Genomic DNA, 19,217 nt, shown 5'->3' with positions numbered 1-19,217 from the left:
TGTCAGGCGGCGACGCCATCCTTAAATGATAACGGCTCGCATTTGCATTTGATACCCATTCGCTTAACGGGCACGCACCTGCGGGTGCATCACCGTCCTGCGCGTACCGACAGCAGGCCGCGATGCGTGAACCACCACTCCAGCGGTAGGGTCACCAGCGGCGGAATCGCAGCCAGCAACGCCAGCCCCGTTGCCCACCATGGCCAGCGCAGGCGCAGCGCCGCAAACAGCGTCACCGCCACGTAGACCAGGAACGCCACGCCATGCAGCGGCCCGAACAGCTTCACCAGCGCGACGTTGGCCTGCGGGCCGTACTTGAGCCACATGCCGGCCAGCAGACCGGCCCAGGTGATGGCCTCGATGAAGGCGACGACGGCGAAAAGGCGCCCGGTCGGGTGCAGCGGGTTACGGTGGGTCACGCAGGGCTCCAGCGCTGGATATCAAATGCGAATGATACGCAGATGCGAACATGCCGGATACCTGCGGCGTGTCCACCAAGGTGGACACCTACCGACGCGTATCGGGCAGGACGTGCTCGCCGATCTCGCCCAGTACGTCGTCCACCGGCCGGCCGTTGTCCACCAGGTTGAACATCACATGCGCCACACCCTGCGCGTGTACGCGTTGCAGGTACGCGCGCAGGCCATCGCGGCCCACCTTCAGGCCCAGCGGCAGCGGCTCCGCCGGCGCAGTTGGATCGGTCTGCAGGTCCAGCAGCATCGACTGCACGAATGGCTTGGGCGCGCCGCCGCTCTGGGCCAGCGCCTGCTGCCACAGACCGATGCGCCCTTCCTGCGCGGTCTCTTCGCGGTGATAGGTCGCCCAGCCTTCGGCCTCGCGTGCGATCCACTGCAGGCTCTGCCGCGCGGTACCGACCACCAGCATCGGAATGCGCCTTGCCGGCGCGGGAAGTACGTCGTATCCACCGGTTGCCTGCAACACCGGCGCGCGCTCGGAGGGTTCGGGGGACAGCGCCGCACGCAGCAGCGACCAGCGCTCGCGGAAGGTGCCCGCCCTGCCCTGTAGGTCCTCGCCGAAGGCCGCGAACTCTTCTGGTCGATCACCCGAGCCCAGCCCCAGCACGAAGCGTCCACCGCTGATCCGGTCCAGCGTCAGCGCCGATTTCGCCACCTGCAGCGGTTGCCGCAACGGCAGCACGATGGCCGCAGTGCCGATCACGATGCGCTCGGTCGCCGCGGCCAGCATCCCCAGCCACAGGAACGGATCATCCAGCGCACTGGCGGTCGCATCCGGCCCCTGCGGCACCATCAGCGGCACATCGCGGGTCCACAGCGCGGCAAAGCCCAGATCGTCGGCCAGCCTCGCGACGCGGCACGCCTCCAGTGGATCGGCCAGGCCGCGTGCGGCCACCGGCGTCATCAGGCCAAGGCTCAAGCCCTGCTCTGGAAACAGACGTGCATGGGCAGGATTGAAATCAGTCATGCCGCCAGCTTAGCGTGGGGCATTGATGGCGTCCCACAACAGGAAGTACAGCGCATGCCCAGGATCCGTCCCGCCCACGTCGATGACCTGCCCGCGATCAGCGCGGTGTGCATGGCGGCCTTCACTGCAGCCGTTGCGCCCATGCTTACCGCCGAGGGCATCACCACCTTCGGCAACGTGGCCGCAGCCAGCGCGTTCGCCGAGCGCCTGCAGGGTGACAACCACATCCTGGTGGCCGAACAGGAGGGCCGTGTGGTCGGCGTGGTGGAACTGAAGGCGGGCCAGCACCTGGCGATGCTGTTCGTCGCGCCGGAGCTGCAGGGGCAAGGCATCGGTCGTGCCCTGCTGCAGGCGGTGCTGCCGCAGGTACGCGGACCGCAGATGACCGTGCGCGCCTCGCTCAACGCGGTGCCGGCCTACGAACACTATGGGTTCGTGCTGGATGGCGACGTCGGCGAGTACCACGGCCTGATCTACCAGCCGTTGGTGTTGGCGGTGCCCGCTCCGGTGGCTGCGCCCCCTGGTCCGCACTGATACCCAGCCCACATGCCGTGCTGCGCGTGCGACATAAGCAAACTGCATCAGCCAGTACCGCGACCGTTCCTACAATGGCCCACCACCCTGTCCTTCGAGATGCTGCCGATGCGCGTCGCGCTTTCCCTGTTGCTGTTGGCCTCGGCCCTGAGCGCCTGCTCCCCCGCGTCCGCGCCGGTACCGACGGCGAAGGCGGCATCGACCGCCCCGGCCTCCGCCATCGCCTGGCGCCAGGGCGACGTGGATGATGCCTTCAACGAAGCCGCCGAGAGTGGCAAGCCGGTGCTGCTGTACTGGGGCGCGGTGTGGTGCCCGCCGTGCAACCAGCTCAAGGCGGGGCTGTTCAAGGATCCGGCCTTCATCGCACTGACCGGCAAATTCGTGCCGGTCTACCTGGACGGCGACGAAGAAGGCGCGCAGGCATGGGGCGAACGCTTCGGCGTGCGCGGCTATCCAACCCTGATCGTGCTCGACCCGCAGCGCAACGAAATCACCCGCGTGGCCGGCGGCAACGACGCGGCCGAACTGACCCGGGCCCTGACCGTCGCCGCCAGCCGCCGCAGCGCTGTCGCCGAAACACTTGCGACCGCGCTGGCGACGCCGGCCACGCTTGGCGCCGAAGACTGGCAGGTACTGGGCGATTACGGCTGGGAGGTGGATGCCAACCGCCTGGCTGGCAAGCGCAGCGCCCAGGACGTGCTGCAGCAGCTGGCCAAGGCCGCACCCGAGCCTGCGCTGCAGCGTCGCTTCGCGCTGCTCGCCTTGGCTACCGCCGAGAAACCGACGGCAGCGCCCACCCAGGTACGCGAACTGTTGCAGGCGGTGCTGGCACAACCGGCGGAGGTACGTCGCAACCGCGAGCTGCTGGGGTATGCCGGCGCCGGGCTGGTCAAGCAGGCCAGCGCCGGTCCGGCCAGCAGCAATGCCCTCGGCCAGCAGTTGCTGGTCGCACTGGAACGTGCCGACGCCGCGCGTGGTGATCGCGCAGACGATGCCTTGTCACGTGCGTTGACCGAGTTGGCGCTGGCACGCCAGCAGCAGCCTGAAGGCGCGCTGCCGGCAGCACTGGTGCAGCGCGTAAAGCAGCGCGTGGCCGCCGCCGATGCCGCAGCCACCGATGCACACGCGCGCCAGGCCACCATCAGCAGTGCCGTCTACGCGCTGCGTCAGGTCGATGATGATGCAGGCGCCGAGGCCTTGCTGCTGGCAGAGCTGAAGCGCAGCGAGCAGCCTTACTACTACATGCCGGAACTGGCCGAGCTGGCCGAGCAGCGTGGTGATACCGCCGGCGCCCTGGAATGGCTGAAGCGTGCCTATGAAGGCGCTCAGGGCCCTGCCACGCGCGTGCAGTGGGGCGTGCTGTACGTGGAAGGCCTGCTGCGGCTGGCACCCGATGATGCACCGCGTATCGAGCAGGCCACCGAGGCCTTGATCGCCGAGCTGGACAAGCAGCCGTCCGGCTACCACCAGCGCACGCGCCAGCGCTTCGAACGGCTGGCCGGGCAGCTGCAGGCGTGGAGCGCCAAGCACAAGGGTGAGGACACGCTGGCGCGGCTGCAGCAGCGGATGCAGGCGGCCTGTGGTGATCAGGTTGATAGCGGTTGCAGGGAATGGCTGAGCTGACGCCGGACGCAGGATTCGACGGATACAGGTAGTGGCGGGGGGCGGGCGGGCCGCCCCCCCCCCCCCCCCCCCCCCCCGGCGCCGCCCCGCCCCCGCCACTACCCTGCTGCTTCTGCTCTCGCCTTTGACGTCGCCTCCGCGCCGGCGCGTGGACCTGTCCTGCGTGGGCGGACCTGCATGGGCCCATCCGCCCACGTGATCCCGGGACAGTCAACGCGCCGACAGCGCCCTCTTTTCAACTACCCCGCTTGACCTCAACCAATGTTGAGGTGCGATAACAGTCTCCCCACGGCCATACCCCTGGCCTTCCCTACGGAGACTGTCTCGATGCCGCACTCGCTTCCCGCCCTCCCCTATGCCTACGACGCCCTCGAGCCGCACTTCGATGCGCGCACGATGGAGATCCATCACAGCAAGCATCACCAGGCCTACGTCAACAACCTCAATGCCGCGCTGGAACAGGCGGGCCTGCCGGCACAACCGGTGGAAACCCTGATCGCCGACCTCGACGCCCTGCCCGAATCGATCCGCGGTGCAGTGCGCAACAACGGCGGCGGCCACGCCAACCACAGCCTGTTCTGGACCGTGCTCAGCGCCAATGGCGGCACCGCCGATGACGCGCTTGCCGCGGCCATCGATCGCGACCTCGGTGGCTACGACGCCTTCAAGGAAACCTTCAGCAAGGCCGCGCAGACCCGGTTCGGCAGTGGCTGGGCGTGGCTGACCGTCGATCGCGATGGCCGCCTGCAGGTCGAAAGCACCGCCAACCAGGACAGCCCGCTGATGGGCGCGGCGGTGGGCGCCTCCGGCAACACCCCGATCCTTGCCCTGGATGTCTGGGAGCACGCCTACTACCTGCATTACCAGAACCGTCGCCCGGACTACATCGGCGCGTTCTTCAACCTCATCAACTGGGCAGAGGTCGGCCGGCGCTACCGCCAGGCCAGGGCCGCATGAATGCGGACTCCGGTGCATACGCCGGGCCGTGGGCGGGGGTGTTCCCCGCTCCGGCACCGGTGCCATCGGTCAGCCTGCCGCCGCGTGCGCTGCGGCGGTTGCTCGGCCATTTCCCTACCGGCGTGGCGATCGTCTGCGCCCGCGACGCACAGGGAAAACCGCAGGGGCTGACCATCAACTCGTTCGTGCCGATCTCGCTGCAGCCGCCACTGGTGCTGTGGAACCTCGCCCTGCATGCGCAGAGCCTGTCCACGTTCCAGCGCGCCACCCGCTTTGCGATCAGCGTGCTCGGCGCTGGCCAGGAAGCCCTGGCGCGCCGGTTCGCCGATCCGCAGGTGCGCCATCGATTCACCGATGTGCCCTTGCTGGATGACGGCGAAGACGCTCCACCGCGTATCGCCGGTGCCGTGGTCCATCTCACCTGCACCCGCCACGCGCAGTGGCCGGTCGGCGATCACCTGTTGCTGGCCGGGCGCATTGTCGATGTGCAGGAAGCAGGCGGCACGCCGCTGCTGTTTCATCGCGGCCGCTTCCAGGCGGGACCGGTGGAAACCCTGCTGGAGGTGCGCTGATGGACATCGAAACGCTGGAGAGGATGCTTGCCGCCGGCAAGGACAGCGCACTGCTGCGCTTCGGCCTGGGCAAGAGCTGGCTGGATGCCGGCGACCCGGTGCGCGCAGCCACCCATCTGGGCCGCTGCGTGGTGCTGGACCCGGACTATTCGGCGGCGTGGAAGCTGCTGGGCAAGGCCTGGCTGGCCGGTGGCCAGCCGCAGGCGGCGCGCGAAGCGTGGCAGCGCGGGCTCAGCGTGGCCGGCAGCAAGGGCGACCAGCAGGCCCGCAAGGAAATGCAGGTGTTCCTGCGCAGGCTCGATCGCGATTCACCTGCGCTGTTGGCGAAGGCCGGCTGAAGACTCAGCCGGCGTTGGCCGACGCCGGTGCCGGCATGATATCCGGCATCGGCAGGCGGCGCGGCTTGCTCGGGAACGCGTGGCGCAGGATCCGCCAGACCACCTGGGTGAACTGCCGCGGCAGCGAGCCGTTGTTGTAGTGCTGGCCGTAGCGCCGGCAGATTTCCTTCACTTCCTTGGCGATGGCCGCATAGCGGTTGGCCGGCAGGTCCGGGTAGAAGTGGTGCTCGATCTGGTGGCTGAGGTTGCCCGACAGCACGTTGATCACGAAACCGCCGCTGATGTTGGACGAACCGCGCAGCTGGCGCAGGTACCAGTGGCCACGCGATTCATTGCGCAGGCATTCCTTCGGGAAGGTTTCCGATTCGGCGGTGAAGTGGCCGCAGAAGATGATCACGTAGGTCCAGATGTTGCGCAGGCCGTTGGCCACCATGTTGCCCAGCATCACCGGCAGGAAGAACGGACCGGCCAGCAGCGGGAAGAAAACGTAGTCCTTCAGCACCTGGCGGATCATCTTGCGGGCCACCGGACGGGTCTGCAGCCACATCGCACGGCTGCTGATGCGGCCCTTGAACCAGCGCCCCAGGCGCAGGTCCTGCGCCGCCACGCCCCACTGGAACAGCAGCGCGAAGAGCGGTGCGATGATCGGCTGCAGCAGGTAGAACGGCTTCCAGCGCTGTTCCGGGAAGATGCGCAGCAGGCCATAGCCGATGTCATCGTCCATGCCACGCACGTTGGTGTAGGTGTGGTGGCGGAAATTATGGGTCTTGCGCCAGTTGTCGGCGGTGGCAACGATGTCCCATTCGTAGGTGTTGCCGTTGAGCTTGGGATCGCCGGTCCAGTCGTACTGGCCGTGCATCACGTTGTGGCCCAGTTCCATGTTTTCCAGGATCTTGGCCAGCGCCAGCAGCAGCGTGCCGGCGATGCAGGCCGGCCACAGCAGCGGCGCCCAGAACAACGGAGAGAACGCGCCCAGGAACAGCAGGCTGCGGCCGAGCACGCCGGACCAGCGCACAGCCGCTGCGACGCGGCGGATGTAACGGGTGTCGGAGGCGCCGAGGCTGCCGATCACACGGTCGCGGATCGCATCGAGTTCCTCACCAAACGTCTGCATCTCGGCAGGGCTCAGGGCACGGTCGGTAGCGCGGGTCATGGCAGCGGAGTCCTCAGAGATCCAGGGTCAGGTCGGTGGTCGGCGCGCTCACGCAGATCCGCACCGGCACGGCCGTTTCGGACTGGGTATCGCCGGTGCGCAGGTGGCGGGTGGTGCCACTGACGCGTTCACAGGTACAGCTGTTGCAGATGCCCATGCGGCAGCCGTGCTTGGGCGCGATGCCCTGCGCTTCCAGGCTCTCCAGCAGCGAGCGGCCACGCGGCACGATCAGCCGCCGGCCGCTGCGGGCCAGGGTCAATGCGACCTCACCCAGGCTGTCGGCATCACTGAGTGCCGCAGGCGGCGTAAAGGCTTCAGCCTGGAAACCGGCCACCTGCTGCGCCAGCCGCGTGCGCGCAGCGGCAACGAAGCCATCCGGGCCACAGGCCAGCACATGGCGCTGCGCCAGCGGGGTGTCGTCACCGGCAACGGCCAACGCGTGGCTGTCGATGCGCGCGGCCGGCACCTCGCCTTCGCGGGTGGTCAGCAGATGCACGCGAAGGTTCGGGTTCGCTGCGGCCAGCGCCTGCAGTTCATCACGGAACTGGAACGCCGCGGCGCTGCGCTCCCAGTAGAACAGGTCGACCGGCGCCGCCAGCGGGCGCTGGCAGGCGTCGCGCAGCAGGCTGCGCATGGGCGTGATGCCGCTGCCGGCCGCCAGCAGAAGCACCGGCGCTGCGGCGGGCATGTGGAAATCACCGAAGGCCGCATCCAGCCGGAACAGGTCGCCTGGCTTGGCATGCGCTACCAGATGCTGGCTGACCTTGCCGCCTTCCACCGCCTTGACGGTAATGGCCAGCTCACGACGGCCCAGGCGGGTCGGGCTGTAGCTGCGGCGCAATACACGCCCCTCAAGCTCGACGCCCAGGGTGACGTGCTGGCCGGCGCGCATCCCGGCCCAGTGCCGGTTGCAGCGCAGGACCAGGGTAGCGGCGCCCTCGCCGGCCGGCTCGCGCCGTACCAGGCGGGCCATCGGCTCACGCAGGGTCCACAACGGATTCAGCTGGCCCGCCCAGAAGTCGAACAGCGACGGCGACAGCCAGCGGTACGGGGAAAACAGGGAAGGACGGACGACAGCGCTCATGGATGCACTATACGGCCGCACACACAGCTGTGTATACATGTGTATATTGCGCCGGATTGGGTATGATTCAGCCTTGCCCCTCCGGAAGTACCATGGCCGCCGCCACCGTTCTGTCTCCGCCTGAAGATGCCAGCAGCCCGGCCCGCCGTACGGTGAGCCGCGAAGATCTGCTGGCCGCCGCGTTGAAACTGATCGGCCCGCATCGCAGCCTGTCCACCCTCAGCCTGCGCGAAGTCGCGCGCGAGGCGGGCATCGCACCCAACAGCTTCTACCGCCAGTTCCGCGACATGGACGAACTGGCCGTCGCCTTGATCGACGTGGCTGGGCGCTCGTTGCGCACCATCATCGGCGAAGCCCGCCAGCGCGCTACGTCCAGCGCCACCAGCGTGGTGCGCGTGTCGGTGGAAACCTTCATGGAACAGCTGCGTGCCGACGACAAGCTGCTGCACGTACTGCTGCGCGAAGGCGCGGTCGGCTCGGACGATTTCAAGCACGCGGTCGAACGCGAACTGCACTACTTCGAAGAAGAACTGCAGCATGACCTGGTGCGCCTGGCCGCACTGGATGGCGCGGTGCTGTACAAGCCGGAACTGGTGTCGATGGCAATCACCCGGCTGGTGTTTGCGATGGGCGCTTCGGCCATGGACCAGCCCCCTGAGAACGATCCGGAACTGGTCGAACAGATCTCCACGATGATCCGCATGATCATCGTCGGCGCGCGCACTCCCGCCGCCTTCCGCCGCGGCTGACCGCTTCCGGTGCATGACCACCGGCACACACGTGTGCGCATTGTGTAATGTTATAACATTTACGTTCGAGTAAAGGCCACGGTTCACGCACGCGCCGAGACCCCAATATAGCAATTGCTATGTTGATGACCATCTGCTTTCATGTGCGCCAGCCAGGTCGCCCTCGCCGCCCTCCCTTCCCAAGGACGACGCCCTCATGCGCATTGCTGCCTCCCTTCTCCGCCGGCTGCCGCTGGCTGCCGGTATTGCCGCCGCCCTGCCGGTGACCGCATTCGCCGCACCGCCTTCGCCTACCGAGCTGGACCGCGTGCAGGTGAAAGTCAGCACGGCCACCCGCAGCGAACGCCTGCTGTCGGACGTGCCGATCCGCACCGAGGTACTGCGCAAGGAGGACATCGCCCTGCGCGCGGCCACCGACTTCTCCCGCGCGGTCGAGCTGATCAACGGCCTGCGGGTGGAGAGCAACTGCCAGAACTGCAACACCAGCGAAGTGCAGCTGCTGGGCCTTCCCGGTGCCTACAACCAGCTGCTGTTCGATGGCATTCCACTGTTGTCCACGCTGGGCAGTGTGTATGGGCTGGAACAGATTCCCGCCGGCTTCGTCGACCGCATCGAAGTGGTCAAGGGCGGTGGTTCGGCGCTGTACGGGCCGGGCGCCGTAGCCGGTGTCATCAATCTGGTTCCGCCGCTGCCGGCACGCAGCGGCGGCCATGTGCAGGCGGGCGTGGATGTTCTGAAGGGCACGCCGCAGAAGAACGCCGACGTGCGTCTGGATCTGGTCGCCAGCGAGGCCGACGCGGGACTGTCGGTGATCGCCCAGCGCAACTGGAACAGCGGCATCGACTACAACGGCGACGGCTATACCGAGATCACCCGCAAGAACCTCAAGGTCGGTGGCCTGCAGGCCTGGTATGCGCCCACTCCGGGCACGCGCCTGCGGTTGGACCTGCAGGTGACCGATGAGAGCCGTCGCGGTGGCAACCGCCTGGACCAGCCCGAACACCTGGCCAACATCGCCGAATCGCTGGACACGAACTACCGCCGCGGCAGCCTGTCATGGGACCAGGAGGTGAGCGGCGACGTCGACTTCCGCCTGGCCTATGCCTTCGCCGACATCGACCGCGACAGTTTCTATGGCGGACTCGGCGACGTGGTCACCGATCCGTCCGCACCCGGCTACGATCCTTCGCAACTGGACCCGAACGTACCGGGCAGCCCCGCATCACGCTCATGGCGCCAGTACGGGCGCACCCACAACCCGCTGCACTACATCGACAGCCAGTTGAACTGGCGGCTGGGTGCACACACGCTGGCGTTCGGCGTTCAGTACAAGCATGAGGGCCTGCGTGACGACAATCGCGATGGTGCCGGCCAGCGCCTGGCCGTGCTCGAGGATGCAACCTTCCACAACCTCGGCGCGTTCGTGCAGGACGAATGGAGCGTACGCGAGGACGTCGACCTGGTGCTGGGCGCGCGCGTGGACAAGAGTTCGGAACTGGACAGCGCCGTGTTCTCACCGCGTATCGCCCTGGCCTGGCAGGCCACGCCACGGCTGAAATGGCGAACGGGCATCGCCACCGGCTTCCGTGCGCCGGAAATCTTCGTCGAGGATGTCCACGTCGATACCCTCGGCGGCGAGCAGGTGCGCGTGCGCAACACCCGTGGCCTGAAGGAGGAGCGCGCGCTGACCACCCTGTTCGGGTTCGACTGGCGCTCCGACCCGGCCGACCCGGTATGGAGCTGGGATGCCACCGCGTCCTACGCACGCATCCGCGATACCTTCGCGCTGGGCGAGATCCAGCGCGGCGATGATGGCCAGCTGACGCAGCTGCGCTACAACGCCTCCGGCTCGAACGTGCTGGGCGTGGAAACCAACCTCGGCTGGCAGCCCTCCCCGCAGTGGCGGTTGACTGCCGGCGCATCGTGGTACCGCTCGCAGTTCCGCGAGCCGCAGCGCATCTTCGACGACACCGCCGACGGCGGCGACACCGTCATCGACAGCCGCGACTATCTGAAAACCCCGCGCTGGACCGGCCTGGCCCAACTCAGCTGGATGCCGGCCGAGCCCTGGGAGACGTTCCTGGCGCTGCGCCACACCGGATCGATGCCGGTGCTCAACAACCGGCTGGCCGAGCTGCATCGCACCCGCGCCTTCCTGGTCACCGACCTCGGCGCGCGCTGGCATCGCCATCTGGGTGCGCAGGCACAGCAGGAAGTGTCGGTGGCGGCGGGGGTCAAGAACGTGTTCGACCAGCGGCAGAAGGATCTGGAAAGCGGCGCGCTGCGCGACAGCGATTACGTGTACGGTCCTCGCTTCGCCCGCTCGTGGTACGTCAACCTGCGCTATGCGTTCTAGCTGGCTGCCCGCGCTGTTGCTGGCACTGGCATGGCCGGCAGTGGCTGCCGACCTGCATGCGCAGGTCTCCGCCTCGCTGATGCGGCCCGAGCCACGTGCCCTGCGCCCGATGCAGTGGTCGCCACCGCCAACGCTGATCGCGCTGTACTTCGGCGCCGACTGGTGCGCGCCCTGCCACGCTTTCGTGCCGACCCTGCGCGGCGTGCGTGACGCGCTGCGCGAGGCCGGCGCCGATACCGAAGTGGTGTATGTCAGCCTGGATGAAAGCGAGGCGGCGTTGCGGCGCTACATGCACCTGCAGCAGATGCCGTGGCCGGTGCTGGACCCGCGTCGTGCGCAGCGCATGCCAGCGCTGCAGGCATTGGCGGGCCCGGCCCCGCCCAACCTGGTGCTGATCGATGCGCAGGGCGCGGTGCTGGCCAATGGTTGGCAGGGGCGCCATTACCGCGGGCTGCAACCGGTACTGCAGGAATGGTGGAAGCAGGCATGTGCGCAACAGCAGGCGCACTGCCCCGATGACGGCGCTCAACCCCGGTAGCGCCGGGCCATGCCCGGCGAAATGCGTGAGGCGGCAACGCGCCCGCCGGGCATGGCCCGGCGCTACCGTTCGGCGGAACCGCCCTCGGCCTTGCGCACGAATGCGTCGAACAGCGCCAGCGTCTGTTCGCTGACGTGGTGCTCGATGCCCTCGGCATCACGTCGCGCGGTATCCGGGTCCACGCCCAGCGCCAGCAGGAAGCGCTCCACGGTCTGGTGGCGCTGGCGGCTGGCATGGGCCAGCGCCTCGCCCTCCGGGGTCAGGAACACGCCGCGGTACGGGCGCTGCACCACCCAGCCATCGCGGGCCAGCCGGCGCAGCATCTTCGCCACGGTCGGCTGGGCCACACCGAGGCGGGTGGCGATGTCGACCTGGCGGGCCTCGCCGCCGTCGGCCAGCAGGTCGGAGATCAGCTCGACATAATCCTCCACCAGCTCCATCCGGTGTGCCTCGCGCACTTGCCGGAAGCTCTCGACCTGGCGCTCGGCCTCGATCAAGGGGGTGCTTTTCAGCGATGTCGAATCGTCCGTCTTGCCCACGCGTGTGCCTGTCCTGCAGTTGTCATCCGGGTGCGAACCTGAATTCTGGACCAGTGACGCAGTAAAGACGATTGTTTCACATTGCTATGCGATATAGCAGTGGCTATATTGGCAGCCATGAACACTGTCGCGCCCACCGACTCTCCGGCCTCCACCGCGGCCAGCCTGGGTGCGCTCAACGCGTCGATCGCCGTACCCGAAAAGGGCCATTGGTGGTTCCGGCTGCTGGCCTTCCTGGGCCCCGGCTACATGGTGTCGGTGGGTTACATGGATCCGGGCAACTGGGCGACCGATCTCGCAGGTGGCTCACGCTTCGGCTATCTGCTGCTGTCGGTCATCCTGATCTCCAACCTGATGGCGGTGATCCTGCAGGCGCTGTCGGCACGGCTGGGCATCGCCACCGGCATGGACCTGGCGCAGGCCTGCCGTGCGCGCTACCCCAAGCCGGTGAACCTGGCGCTGTGGGCGTTGTGCGAAGCGGCGATCATCGCCTGCGACCTGGCCGAAGTGATCGGCACGGCCATCGCGCTGAAACTGTTGTTCGATCTGCCGCTGCTGTGGGGCGCGGTGATCACCGCGCTGGACACGCTGCTGGTGCTGCTGTTGATGAACCGCGGTTTCCGCGCGCTGGAAGCCTTCGTGATCGCACTGCTGCTGGTGATCTTCGGCTGCTTCATGGTGCAGATCGCGCTGGCCGCGCCGCCGGTGATGCAGGTGCTGGGCGGTTTCATTCCGCGCGCGCAGGTGGTCACCGATCCGCATGCGCTGTACATCGCCATCGGCATCATCGGTGCCACGGTGATGCCGCACAACCTGTACCTGCATTCTTCCATCGTGCAGACCCGTGCCTATCCACGCACCGATGAAGGCCGTCGCAGCGCGCTGCGCTGGGCGGTGACCGACAGCACCTTTGCCTTGACCCTGGCGCTGTTCATCAACGCCAGCATCCTGATCCTGGCGGCGGCGGTATTCCATGCCAACGGCCGCTTCGACGTGGAAGACATCGAGCAGGCGCACCAGTTGCTGGCACCGATGCTGGGCGTCGGCCTGGCCTCGACATTGTTCGCGGTGGCACTGCTCGCCTCCGGCCTGAACTCCACGGTGACCGCGACACTGGCCGGGCAGATCGTGATGGAAGGGTTCCTGCGCCTGCGCCTGCCGCCGTGGCTGCGGCGGCTGATCACCCGCGCGCTGGCGATCATTCCGGTGGTGGTGGTCATCATGCTGTTCGGCGACCAGGGCGCGGTGAAGCTGCTGGTGCTGAGCCAGGTGGTGCTGTCCATGCAGCTGCCCTTCGCGATCATCCCGCTGGTACGCATCGTGACCGACAAAGTGACGATGGGTGCGCTGGTGGCACCGCGCTGGCTGGGCGGCATTGCCTGGGTGATCGCGCTGGTGATCGTGGTGCTGAACGTGAAGCTGCTGGTGGATACGTTCGCAGCCGGTTGATCCGCGCGGTGGGAATCCGCCGGGCATGGCCCGGCGCTACCGCTGGCGACCTGCAGTAGATCCACGCCACGCGTGGATGTGGCATGACCGGCGCTACAGGAACTCCGCGATGGCCGCTTCGATCTGCTGCGGCGACTGGAAACCCGGCATGCGCATGCGCTCGTCACCGTCCAGGAACAGCGACAACGTAGGGGTCTGCCGCAGGCCCAGCTCGCGGAAGAACGCCTCGCCCACCACCTCCAGCTGCACCCGCAGCAGGGTCGTGCCCTGCCCTGCAGTGCCGCTGGCGACCCGCTGCAGCGACATGTCCAGCATCCGGCAGCCCGGGCATTGGTCCTTGTGGAAGTCCACCAGCACGCGTGGATGGTCGGCCAGCAACTGCTGGAACTGCTCAGGCGTGGTGGCGTCGATGATCTGCATCGGTGGTACTCCAGTAGTGATCCAGGACCGCTTCGGTCCAGGTATCGATGGCCGCGGCATGCCGCCGGCCATGTGGCATCTGTTCGATCTCCAGCGGCGGGTAGCCACTGTGGAAATAGCGGATCAGCCGGTGCACCGCACCGCAGTAGTACTCCTGCCCCCACTGCGTTTCACCGGTGCCGAACACCGCCACCTGCCGCGGCCGCTGGCCGCGCTCGGCGATGCCTGCCACCCAGGCCTTCATCTCCGACGGTGTGCGCCCGGCGTTGTCGGTCCAGCAGCCCAGCAGCACCAGGTCGGCCTCGTCCACCGGCAACGGCGGGGCCTGGCGCAGGTCGTCGGCGTCCTGCCAGTGCACGGCGTGGCCTGCGGCCCGGCAACGCGCGGCGATGTGGCGGCCGAGCTCACGGGTGTTGCCGCTGAGCGACGCCACCACGATCAGGATGCGCAGCGCCGGGCCGCGCTCAGAGGTCGTCGAAGCCGTTGTCGACGTTGGTCTTCTTGTAGCTTGCATTGCGCATCTCGAAGAAGTCGGTCTTGGTCTCGGTGAAGTTGTCGGCGTAGGCCTTGATCCACGGCATCACGTTGTCGGTGGTGTCGCTGTACAGGCGCTCGATGCCGAGCATGCCGGCCATCTTGTTGGCGCGGTACTTCACGTAGCGCACCATCTCGTCCACGTCGATGCCATCGATGCCATCCAGCACCTCCGCCGACCACTGGGTTTCCAGTTCAATGGCGTGTTCGAACGACTGGTGCACGTAGGCGGTCAGCTCGTTGGTCTGCAGTTCCGGGTTCTCGCCGATGATGGCGCGGATCAGCTCGCTGATGAACTTGGTGTGGGCCAGCTCATCACGGTTGATGAAGCTGATGATCTTGCCGGTGCCGTTCATGCGGTTCTGCCGCACCATGTTGTAGAAGTACGCGAAACCGGAATAGAAGTTGATGCCTTCCAGGATCGAGGACTGGATCAACGACTTCAGCAAGGTTTCGGCAGTCTTCTCGCCCATGAAATCGTCATAGGCCCCCATGATCGGCGCGTTGCGCTTGATGATGGTGGGATGGGTGCGGGCGATCTCGAAGATGCGGTTCTGGTTGGGCAGGTCGGTGATCGAGGCCAGCACGTAGCTGTAGCTCTCGTTGTGGATCACCTCCTGCTGGCCGATGATCGCCGCGTTGGCGTGCGCGGCCGGATCGGTGATGTACTCGGCGACGTTGTAGATGAAGCGCGTCTGCGGCGAATCCAGCGTGGCCAGCAGGCCGATGATGGAATCGTAGGCGTTCTTCTCGCGCGCGTTGAGCTCGCCGTACTGGCGTGCATCCACCTTCATGTCCACCTCGTCGGGGATCCAGAAGTTGGTCGACAGCTCCTTGTAGGCGCGATAGAACGACGGGTACGGAATGTCGTTCCAGTTCAGGATGCCGCTGGTGCGGCCGTTGATGATGCCGGTGCTGCGGTTGGGGTGGCGCGGTTCGAGGATCTTGATGCGGTCCAGGGGTGTTGCCATGGTCTTTCCTGCAGAGGTAGCGCCGGGCCATGCCCGGCGGAAGGTAAGGTGCGGTGGCCGCGCGGTGCGCTCGCCGGGCATGGCCCGGCGCTACCGCGGTTGGAGCGCAGCGATCAGCTTGAGCACCACTCGCACTCGCTGATGTCGATGTCGTTGGAGCGCACGTAGTAGGTGGTCTTCAACCCTTCCCGCCAGGCACTCAGGTGCAGCTCCAGCAGGGTGCTGGCGCGGATCGTGCTGGGCACGTACAGGTTGAAGCTGATCGACTGGTCCACATGGCGCTGGCGGCGTGCGTTCTGCCGCACGCTGGCGAACTGGTCGACCTTGTAGGCACCCTTCTCGTAGTACGGCCAGGTGTCCAGCGACAGGCCAGGCGCGGCCACCGGCCGCCGGAAGTCCTTCTTTTCCTCGTAGTAGAACGCGCTGTAGATCGGATCGATCGACGCGGTGGAGCCGGCGATCTGCGCGGTGCTCATGTTCGGCGCCACCGCCAGCAGCCAGCCATTGCGCAGGCCGTTGGTGGCCACCTCGCGCGCAAGACTGTCCCAGGCCGCGCCACTGTAATCGCGGTCACGGAAATAGTTGCCGTTGTGCCAGTCGCTGCCGGCGAACATCGGATAGCTGCCCTTCTCCTTGGCCAGCTGCGCGCTGGCCTGGATGGTCAGGAAGTTGATGCGCTCGAACAGGCGATCGGACAGTTCCTCGGCTTCGGGCGATTCCCAATGGATCGCCTGCTGTGCCAGCAGGTGGTGCCAGCCGAACGTGCCCAGGCCGATGGCGCGGTACTTGCGGTTGGTGATGGTGGCCTGCGGCACCGGCAGCGCATTGAGATCGATCACGTTGTCGAGCATGCGCACCTGGATCGGAATCAACCGTTCCAGCACATCCTTGGCCAGCAGATCCTCGGGGGCGGTGATGGCACGGCCAAGGTTGATCGACGACAGGTTGCAGACCACGAAGTCGCCCGCGCGGCGGGTGGTGACGATCTGGTCGCCGCTGACGATCTCCTGGATCATCCGCGTCGGGCTCATGTTCTGCAGGATCTCGGTGCACAGGTTGCTGGAATAGACCATGCCCGCATGCTTGTTCGGGTTCTTCCGGTTCACTTCGTCGCGGTAGAACAGGAACGGGTTGCCGGTTTCCAGCTGGCTGAGCATGATCCGCTTGAACAGGTCGATCGCCTTCACCGTGCGACGGCTGATGCGCTCGTCGGCCACCAGCTCGGCGTAGCGGTCGCGGAAACTGCCCTGCCCTCGCTTCTCGTCGTAGAAATCCTGCAGGTACCAGCCCTTGGCCTGCTTCACCTCGTGCGGATCGAACAGGTACCAGTCGGCACGGCGCTCGACGGCCTCCATGAACAGGTCCGGCACGCAGATGGCGGTGAACACATCATGCGCACGCAGGCGCTGGTCGCCGTTGTTCAGGCGCAGGTCCATGAACGCCTCGATGTCGCGGTGCCAGATGTCCAGGTACACCGCCACTGCACCCTTGCGCTGGCCGAGCTGGTCGACCGACACTGCCGTGTTGTTGAGCTGCTTGATCCACGGCACCACGCCGCCGGACGAGTTGGGCACGCCGCGGATCGGCGCGCCACTGCTGCGCACGTACCCCAGGTACGCACCCACACCACCACCGTGCTTGGACACGCGGGCGATATCGGTGTTGGAGTCATAGATGCCCTGCAGGCTGTCGTCCACCGTGTCGATGAAGCAGCTCGACAGCTGGCCGCCGACCTTGCCGGCATTGGCCAGGGTCGGCGTGGCCACGGTCATGTACAGGTTGGACAACGCCCAGTACGCCTCGCCCACCAGCTGCATGCGGCGCACGCGGCCGCTCTCACCAGCCCCGCCCTCGTTCTGCATCAGGTACAGGGCAATGGTCAGCCAACGTTCCTGCGGCAGCTCATACACCTCGCGGCTGCGATCGGTAGCCAGGTAGCGCGTGGCCAGCAGGTACAGCCCGTTGTAGGCGAACAGACGATCGCGCTCGGGGTCGATCATCTCGCCGGCCTGCTGCAGCTCTTCCTTCGAATAGCAGCGCAGGATGTCATTGCTGTAGATGCCGCGGTCGGCCAGGCTTTCCTGCAGGCCCACGAAGGAGCCGTACTTCAGGCTGACATCGTAGAAGCGGTTGCGGCTGGCGCGCTTGTACAGCCGGCGCAGGTACAGGCGTGCAGCGAACTGCTCCCACTGCGGCGCGACAAGGTCGACGCGCGATTCCGCTTCGCGGATCAGCAGATCCACCAGATCATCGGCACTGATGCTGGGCTTGCGTTCGACCATCGCCAGCACCACGCGGCGATAGTCGGCCACATCCAGCTGCGGCAGCTCGGCGTGGATGGTGTCGATGCTGCGCAGCAGGCGCGCCGCATCGAACGGCAGGCGACGATTGCCGGCCTCCTTGGTGATCCAGGTCGGCACGCGCTCGCCGCTGGCGCGCATGGCGTCGCCGGCGCCGGCCAGGTCGGCCACGCGGAAGGTACTGTCGGTCATGGTGGTGGAACTCCAGGCTCGTGCGCGCATCGGCGCCCGATGCCATGGCGGCCCTGCACGCGATACCGGCGCACGGGGCGAACGGGTGAAGTGCCAAGGGGCGGGAACACAGGTCGTCGGCATCTGCCTGCGCCTGCGGCCGGTATCCGGGCCGTGGGGGCGACCTGCGTCCGCACGATGGCGGCCGCGTCGACACGGCAAGCCTTCAGGGGCGGGCCGCGGGACGTTTGCTGCATGTCCGGCGGCGGCGGCTGACCGGGAGTGACGGCCACAACATAGTGGGGATAATTCGAGCCGTCAACACAAGATGCGGTGATCGCGCGCCAACGCGACCATCGGTCGCAGGATGCCGTGTTGCACGTGCGCGACCTTGTCGACGCCGGGCGCATCCCCAGTTCGATACAACGTCAACTTTCATTGGAATACCGCCCATGCGCGCTGCCCTGTACTCCTCCTTCGGCGATCCAGCCCAGGTCCTCGCCGTTGCCGATGCCCCCCTGCCCGAACCCGGTCCCGGCGAAGTACGCATCCGCACCGTGCTGGCCTCGATCCACAACCACGATCTGCTGACCGTGCGTGGCCTGTATGGCTACAAGCCGACGCTGCCGGCGATCGGCGGCAGCGAAGCACTGGGCGTGGTCGATGCGCTCGGCGAAGGCGTCGACGGCCTGCAGATCGGCCAGCGGGTTGCCGCCGCCTCCGTGCACGGCACATGGGCCGAGGCGTTCATCGCACCGGCGCGGATGGTGATCCCGATGCCGGACGCGATCGCCGATGAAATGGCCGCACAGCTGATCGCCATGCCGCTGAGCGCGTTGATGCTGCTGGAATTCCTGCACGTCGAGCAGGGCCAGTGGATCGTGCAGAACACCGCCAACGGTGCCGTCGGCAAATCGCTGGCGATGCTCGCAAAGGCGCGCGGCGTGCACGTGGCCAACCTGGTGCGCAATGCCGAGGCCGTGGCGCAACTGCAGGCACTGGGCATCGATCACGTATTCGATACCTCGGTGGACGGCTGGAAGGACCGCGTGCGCGAAGCCACCGGGCAAGCGCAGGCCGCTGCTGCAGTCGATTCCATCGGTGGCGATGCCAGCGGCGACCTGGTCGACCTGCTCGGCCACCACGGCACCCTGGTCTCTTTCGGTGTGATGAGCGGCGAACCGATGCGCATTCCCGCCGGCGGCCTGATCTACAAGGAAGCCACGGTGAAGGGCTTCTGGGGCAGCAAGGTCAGCCAGGCAATGGCGGTGGAAGACAAGCGGCGGTTGGTGGGTGAACTGCTGAAGCGTGCGGCCGGGGGTGAACTGACCCTGCCGGTGGAGCAGATCTTCGCATTGGACGACATCGCCCAGGCGGCGAAAGCCGGCGCCGGATCGGGCCGCAATGGCAAGGTGCTGCTTCGCGCGTGATGCCCACGGGGTCGGATCCCTTTCCGAAAGGAAAGGGCTCTGACCCTGCAGGAGCG

Annotated in this window: 19 protein-coding genes; 10 read left to right on the top strand and 9 right to left on the bottom strand. The window is 66.9% G+C overall.

Annotated features, from left to right (window positions below; all coding sequences use genetic code 11):
- Positions 1-89 precede the first annotated feature (89 nt).
- Together M2299_RS00175 and M2299_RS00170 are read right to left on the bottom strand one after the other, a co-directional pair.
- Positions 90-419 carry a DUF3817 domain-containing protein gene (locus M2299_RS00175; protein WP_238379081.1) on the bottom strand — a complete coding sequence of 110 codons (330 nt, stop codon included), beginning with the start codon at positions 417-419 and terminating at the stop codon, positions 90-92.
- Between the two features lie 88 nt (positions 420-507).
- Complete coding sequence (locus tag M2299_RS00170) at positions 508-1,443, bottom strand: TIGR03571 family LLM class oxidoreductase (protein WP_100436437.1); 936 nt, start codon at positions 1,441-1,443, stop codon at positions 508-510.
- 54 nt (positions 1,444-1,497) lie between these two features.
- On the opposite strand from M2299_RS00170, the gene M2299_RS00165 reads away from it, so the two are divergent.
- The 5 genes from M2299_RS00165 (at position 1,498) to M2299_RS00145 (ending at position 5,467) form a co-directional block, all read left to right on the top strand.
- The gene (locus tag M2299_RS00165) at positions 1,498-1,977 is read left to right on the top strand and encodes a GNAT family N-acetyltransferase (protein ID WP_280883597.1); all 480 of its coding nucleotides are present in this window, start codon (positions 1,498-1,500) and stop codon (positions 1,975-1,977) included.
- A gap of 99 nt (positions 1,978-2,076) precedes the next feature.
- Positions 2,077-3,600: a thioredoxin family protein gene (locus M2299_RS00160; RefSeq protein WP_280883596.1), complete on the top strand. Its 1,524-nt coding sequence runs from the start codon at positions 2,077-2,079 to the stop codon at positions 3,598-3,600.
- Positions 3,601-3,927: 327 nt separating this feature from the next.
- On the top strand, positions 3,928-4,557 hold the full coding sequence (locus M2299_RS00155) for a Fe-Mn family superoxide dismutase (RefSeq protein WP_099842716.1): 630 nt from the start codon (positions 3,928-3,930) through the stop codon (positions 4,555-4,557).
- On the top strand, positions 4,554-5,129 hold the full coding sequence (locus tag M2299_RS00150; protein ID WP_099842718.1) for a flavin reductase family protein: 576 nt from the start codon (positions 4,554-4,556) through the stop codon (positions 5,127-5,129). Before M2299_RS00155 ends, M2299_RS00150 begins: the two co-directional genes overlap by 4 nt.
- Positions 5,129-5,467, top strand: a complete 339-nt coding sequence (locus M2299_RS00145; RefSeq protein ID WP_033831318.1) for a tetratricopeptide repeat protein — start codon at positions 5,129-5,131, stop codon at positions 5,465-5,467. Before M2299_RS00150 ends, M2299_RS00145 begins: the two co-directional genes overlap by 1 nt.
- Before the next feature lie 4 nt (positions 5,468-5,471).
- Here M2299_RS00145 and M2299_RS00140 read toward each other — a convergent pair whose 3' ends face one another.
- Both M2299_RS00140 and M2299_RS00135 read right to left on the bottom strand, forming a co-directional pair.
- A complete protein-coding gene (locus M2299_RS00140; RefSeq protein ID WP_280883595.1) occupies positions 5,472-6,620 on the bottom strand; it encodes an acyl-CoA desaturase in 1,149 nt (382 codons plus the stop codon).
- A 13-nt stretch (positions 6,621-6,633) separates the two neighbouring features.
- Positions 6,634-7,704: a ferredoxin reductase gene (locus M2299_RS00135; protein WP_238379082.1), complete on the bottom strand. Its 1,071-nt coding sequence runs from the start codon at positions 7,702-7,704 to the stop codon at positions 6,634-6,636.
- 92 nt (positions 7,705-7,796) lie between these two features.
- Here M2299_RS00135 and fabR point away from each other — a divergent pair, with 92 nt between their 5' ends.
- From fabR to M2299_RS00120, 3 genes are all read left to right on the top strand, one after another.
- Complete coding sequence (fabR, locus tag M2299_RS00130; protein ID WP_025878574.1) at positions 7,797-8,453, top strand: HTH-type transcriptional repressor FabR; 657 nt, start codon at positions 7,797-7,799, stop codon at positions 8,451-8,453.
- A gap of 196 nt (positions 8,454-8,649) precedes the next feature.
- The gene (locus M2299_RS00125) at positions 8,650-10,809 is read left to right on the top strand and encodes a TonB-dependent receptor (protein WP_280883594.1); all 2,160 of its coding nucleotides are present in this window, start codon (positions 8,650-8,652) and stop codon (positions 10,807-10,809) included.
- Positions 10,799-11,347, top strand: coding sequence for a thioredoxin-like domain-containing protein (locus tag M2299_RS00120; RefSeq protein WP_099842724.1), 549 nt, complete (start codon positions 10,799-10,801; stop codon positions 11,345-11,347). The genes M2299_RS00125 and M2299_RS00120 overlap by 11 nt, the downstream gene beginning before the upstream one ends.
- A 62-nt stretch (positions 11,348-11,409) precedes the next feature.
- On the opposite strand, the gene mntR is transcribed toward M2299_RS00120, so the two are convergent.
- Complete coding sequence (gene mntR, locus M2299_RS00115; RefSeq protein ID WP_025878571.1) at positions 11,410-11,886, bottom strand: manganese-binding transcriptional regulator MntR; 477 nt, start codon at positions 11,884-11,886, stop codon at positions 11,410-11,412.
- Positions 11,887-12,003: 117 nt separating this feature from the next.
- On the opposite strand from mntR, the gene M2299_RS00110 reads away from it, so the two are divergent.
- Positions 12,004-13,335 carry an Nramp family divalent metal transporter gene (locus M2299_RS00110; protein ID WP_025878570.1) on the top strand — a complete coding sequence of 444 codons (1,332 nt, stop codon included), beginning with the start codon at positions 12,004-12,006 and terminating at the stop codon, positions 13,333-13,335.
- 93 nt (positions 13,336-13,428) lie between these two features.
- Here M2299_RS00110 and M2299_RS00105 read toward each other — a convergent pair whose 3' ends face one another.
- The 4 genes from M2299_RS00105 to M2299_RS00090 form a co-directional block, all read right to left on the bottom strand.
- Positions 13,429-13,755 carry a thioredoxin family protein gene (locus M2299_RS00105; RefSeq protein WP_032975313.1) on the bottom strand — a complete coding sequence of 109 codons (327 nt, stop codon included), beginning with the start codon at positions 13,753-13,755 and terminating at the stop codon, positions 13,429-13,431.
- Complete coding sequence (locus tag M2299_RS00100; protein WP_223486338.1) at positions 13,727-14,206, bottom strand: flavodoxin; 480 nt, start codon at positions 14,204-14,206, stop codon at positions 13,727-13,729. The genes M2299_RS00105 and M2299_RS00100 overlap by 29 nt, the downstream gene beginning before the upstream one ends.
- A gap of 13 nt (positions 14,207-14,219) precedes the next feature.
- Complete coding sequence (locus M2299_RS00095; RefSeq protein ID WP_080148588.1) at positions 14,220-15,260, bottom strand: ribonucleotide-diphosphate reductase subunit beta; 1,041 nt, start codon at positions 15,258-15,260, stop codon at positions 14,220-14,222.
- Positions 15,261-15,373: 113 nt separating this feature from the next.
- Entirely contained in the window at positions 15,374-17,701 is a 2,328-nt protein-coding gene (locus tag M2299_RS00090; RefSeq protein ID WP_243378228.1) for a ribonucleoside-diphosphate reductase subunit alpha, read from the bottom strand.
- A gap of 482 nt (positions 17,702-18,183) precedes the next feature.
- Here M2299_RS00090 and M2299_RS00085 point away from each other — a divergent pair, with 482 nt between their 5' ends.
- Positions 18,184-19,161 carry a zinc-binding dehydrogenase gene (locus tag M2299_RS00085; protein WP_032975309.1) on the top strand — a complete coding sequence of 326 codons (978 nt, stop codon included), beginning with the start codon at positions 18,184-18,186 and terminating at the stop codon, positions 19,159-19,161.
- Positions 19,162-19,217: the final 56 nt, after the last annotated feature.

This window comes from Stenotrophomonas sp. 1278 (assembly GCF_029892765.1).
GTDB classification, from domain to species: Bacteria; Pseudomonadota; Gammaproteobacteria; order Xanthomonadales; family Xanthomonadaceae; genus Stenotrophomonas; species Stenotrophomonas indicatrix.
This window is presented reverse-complemented; position numbering and strand designations above follow the sequence as displayed.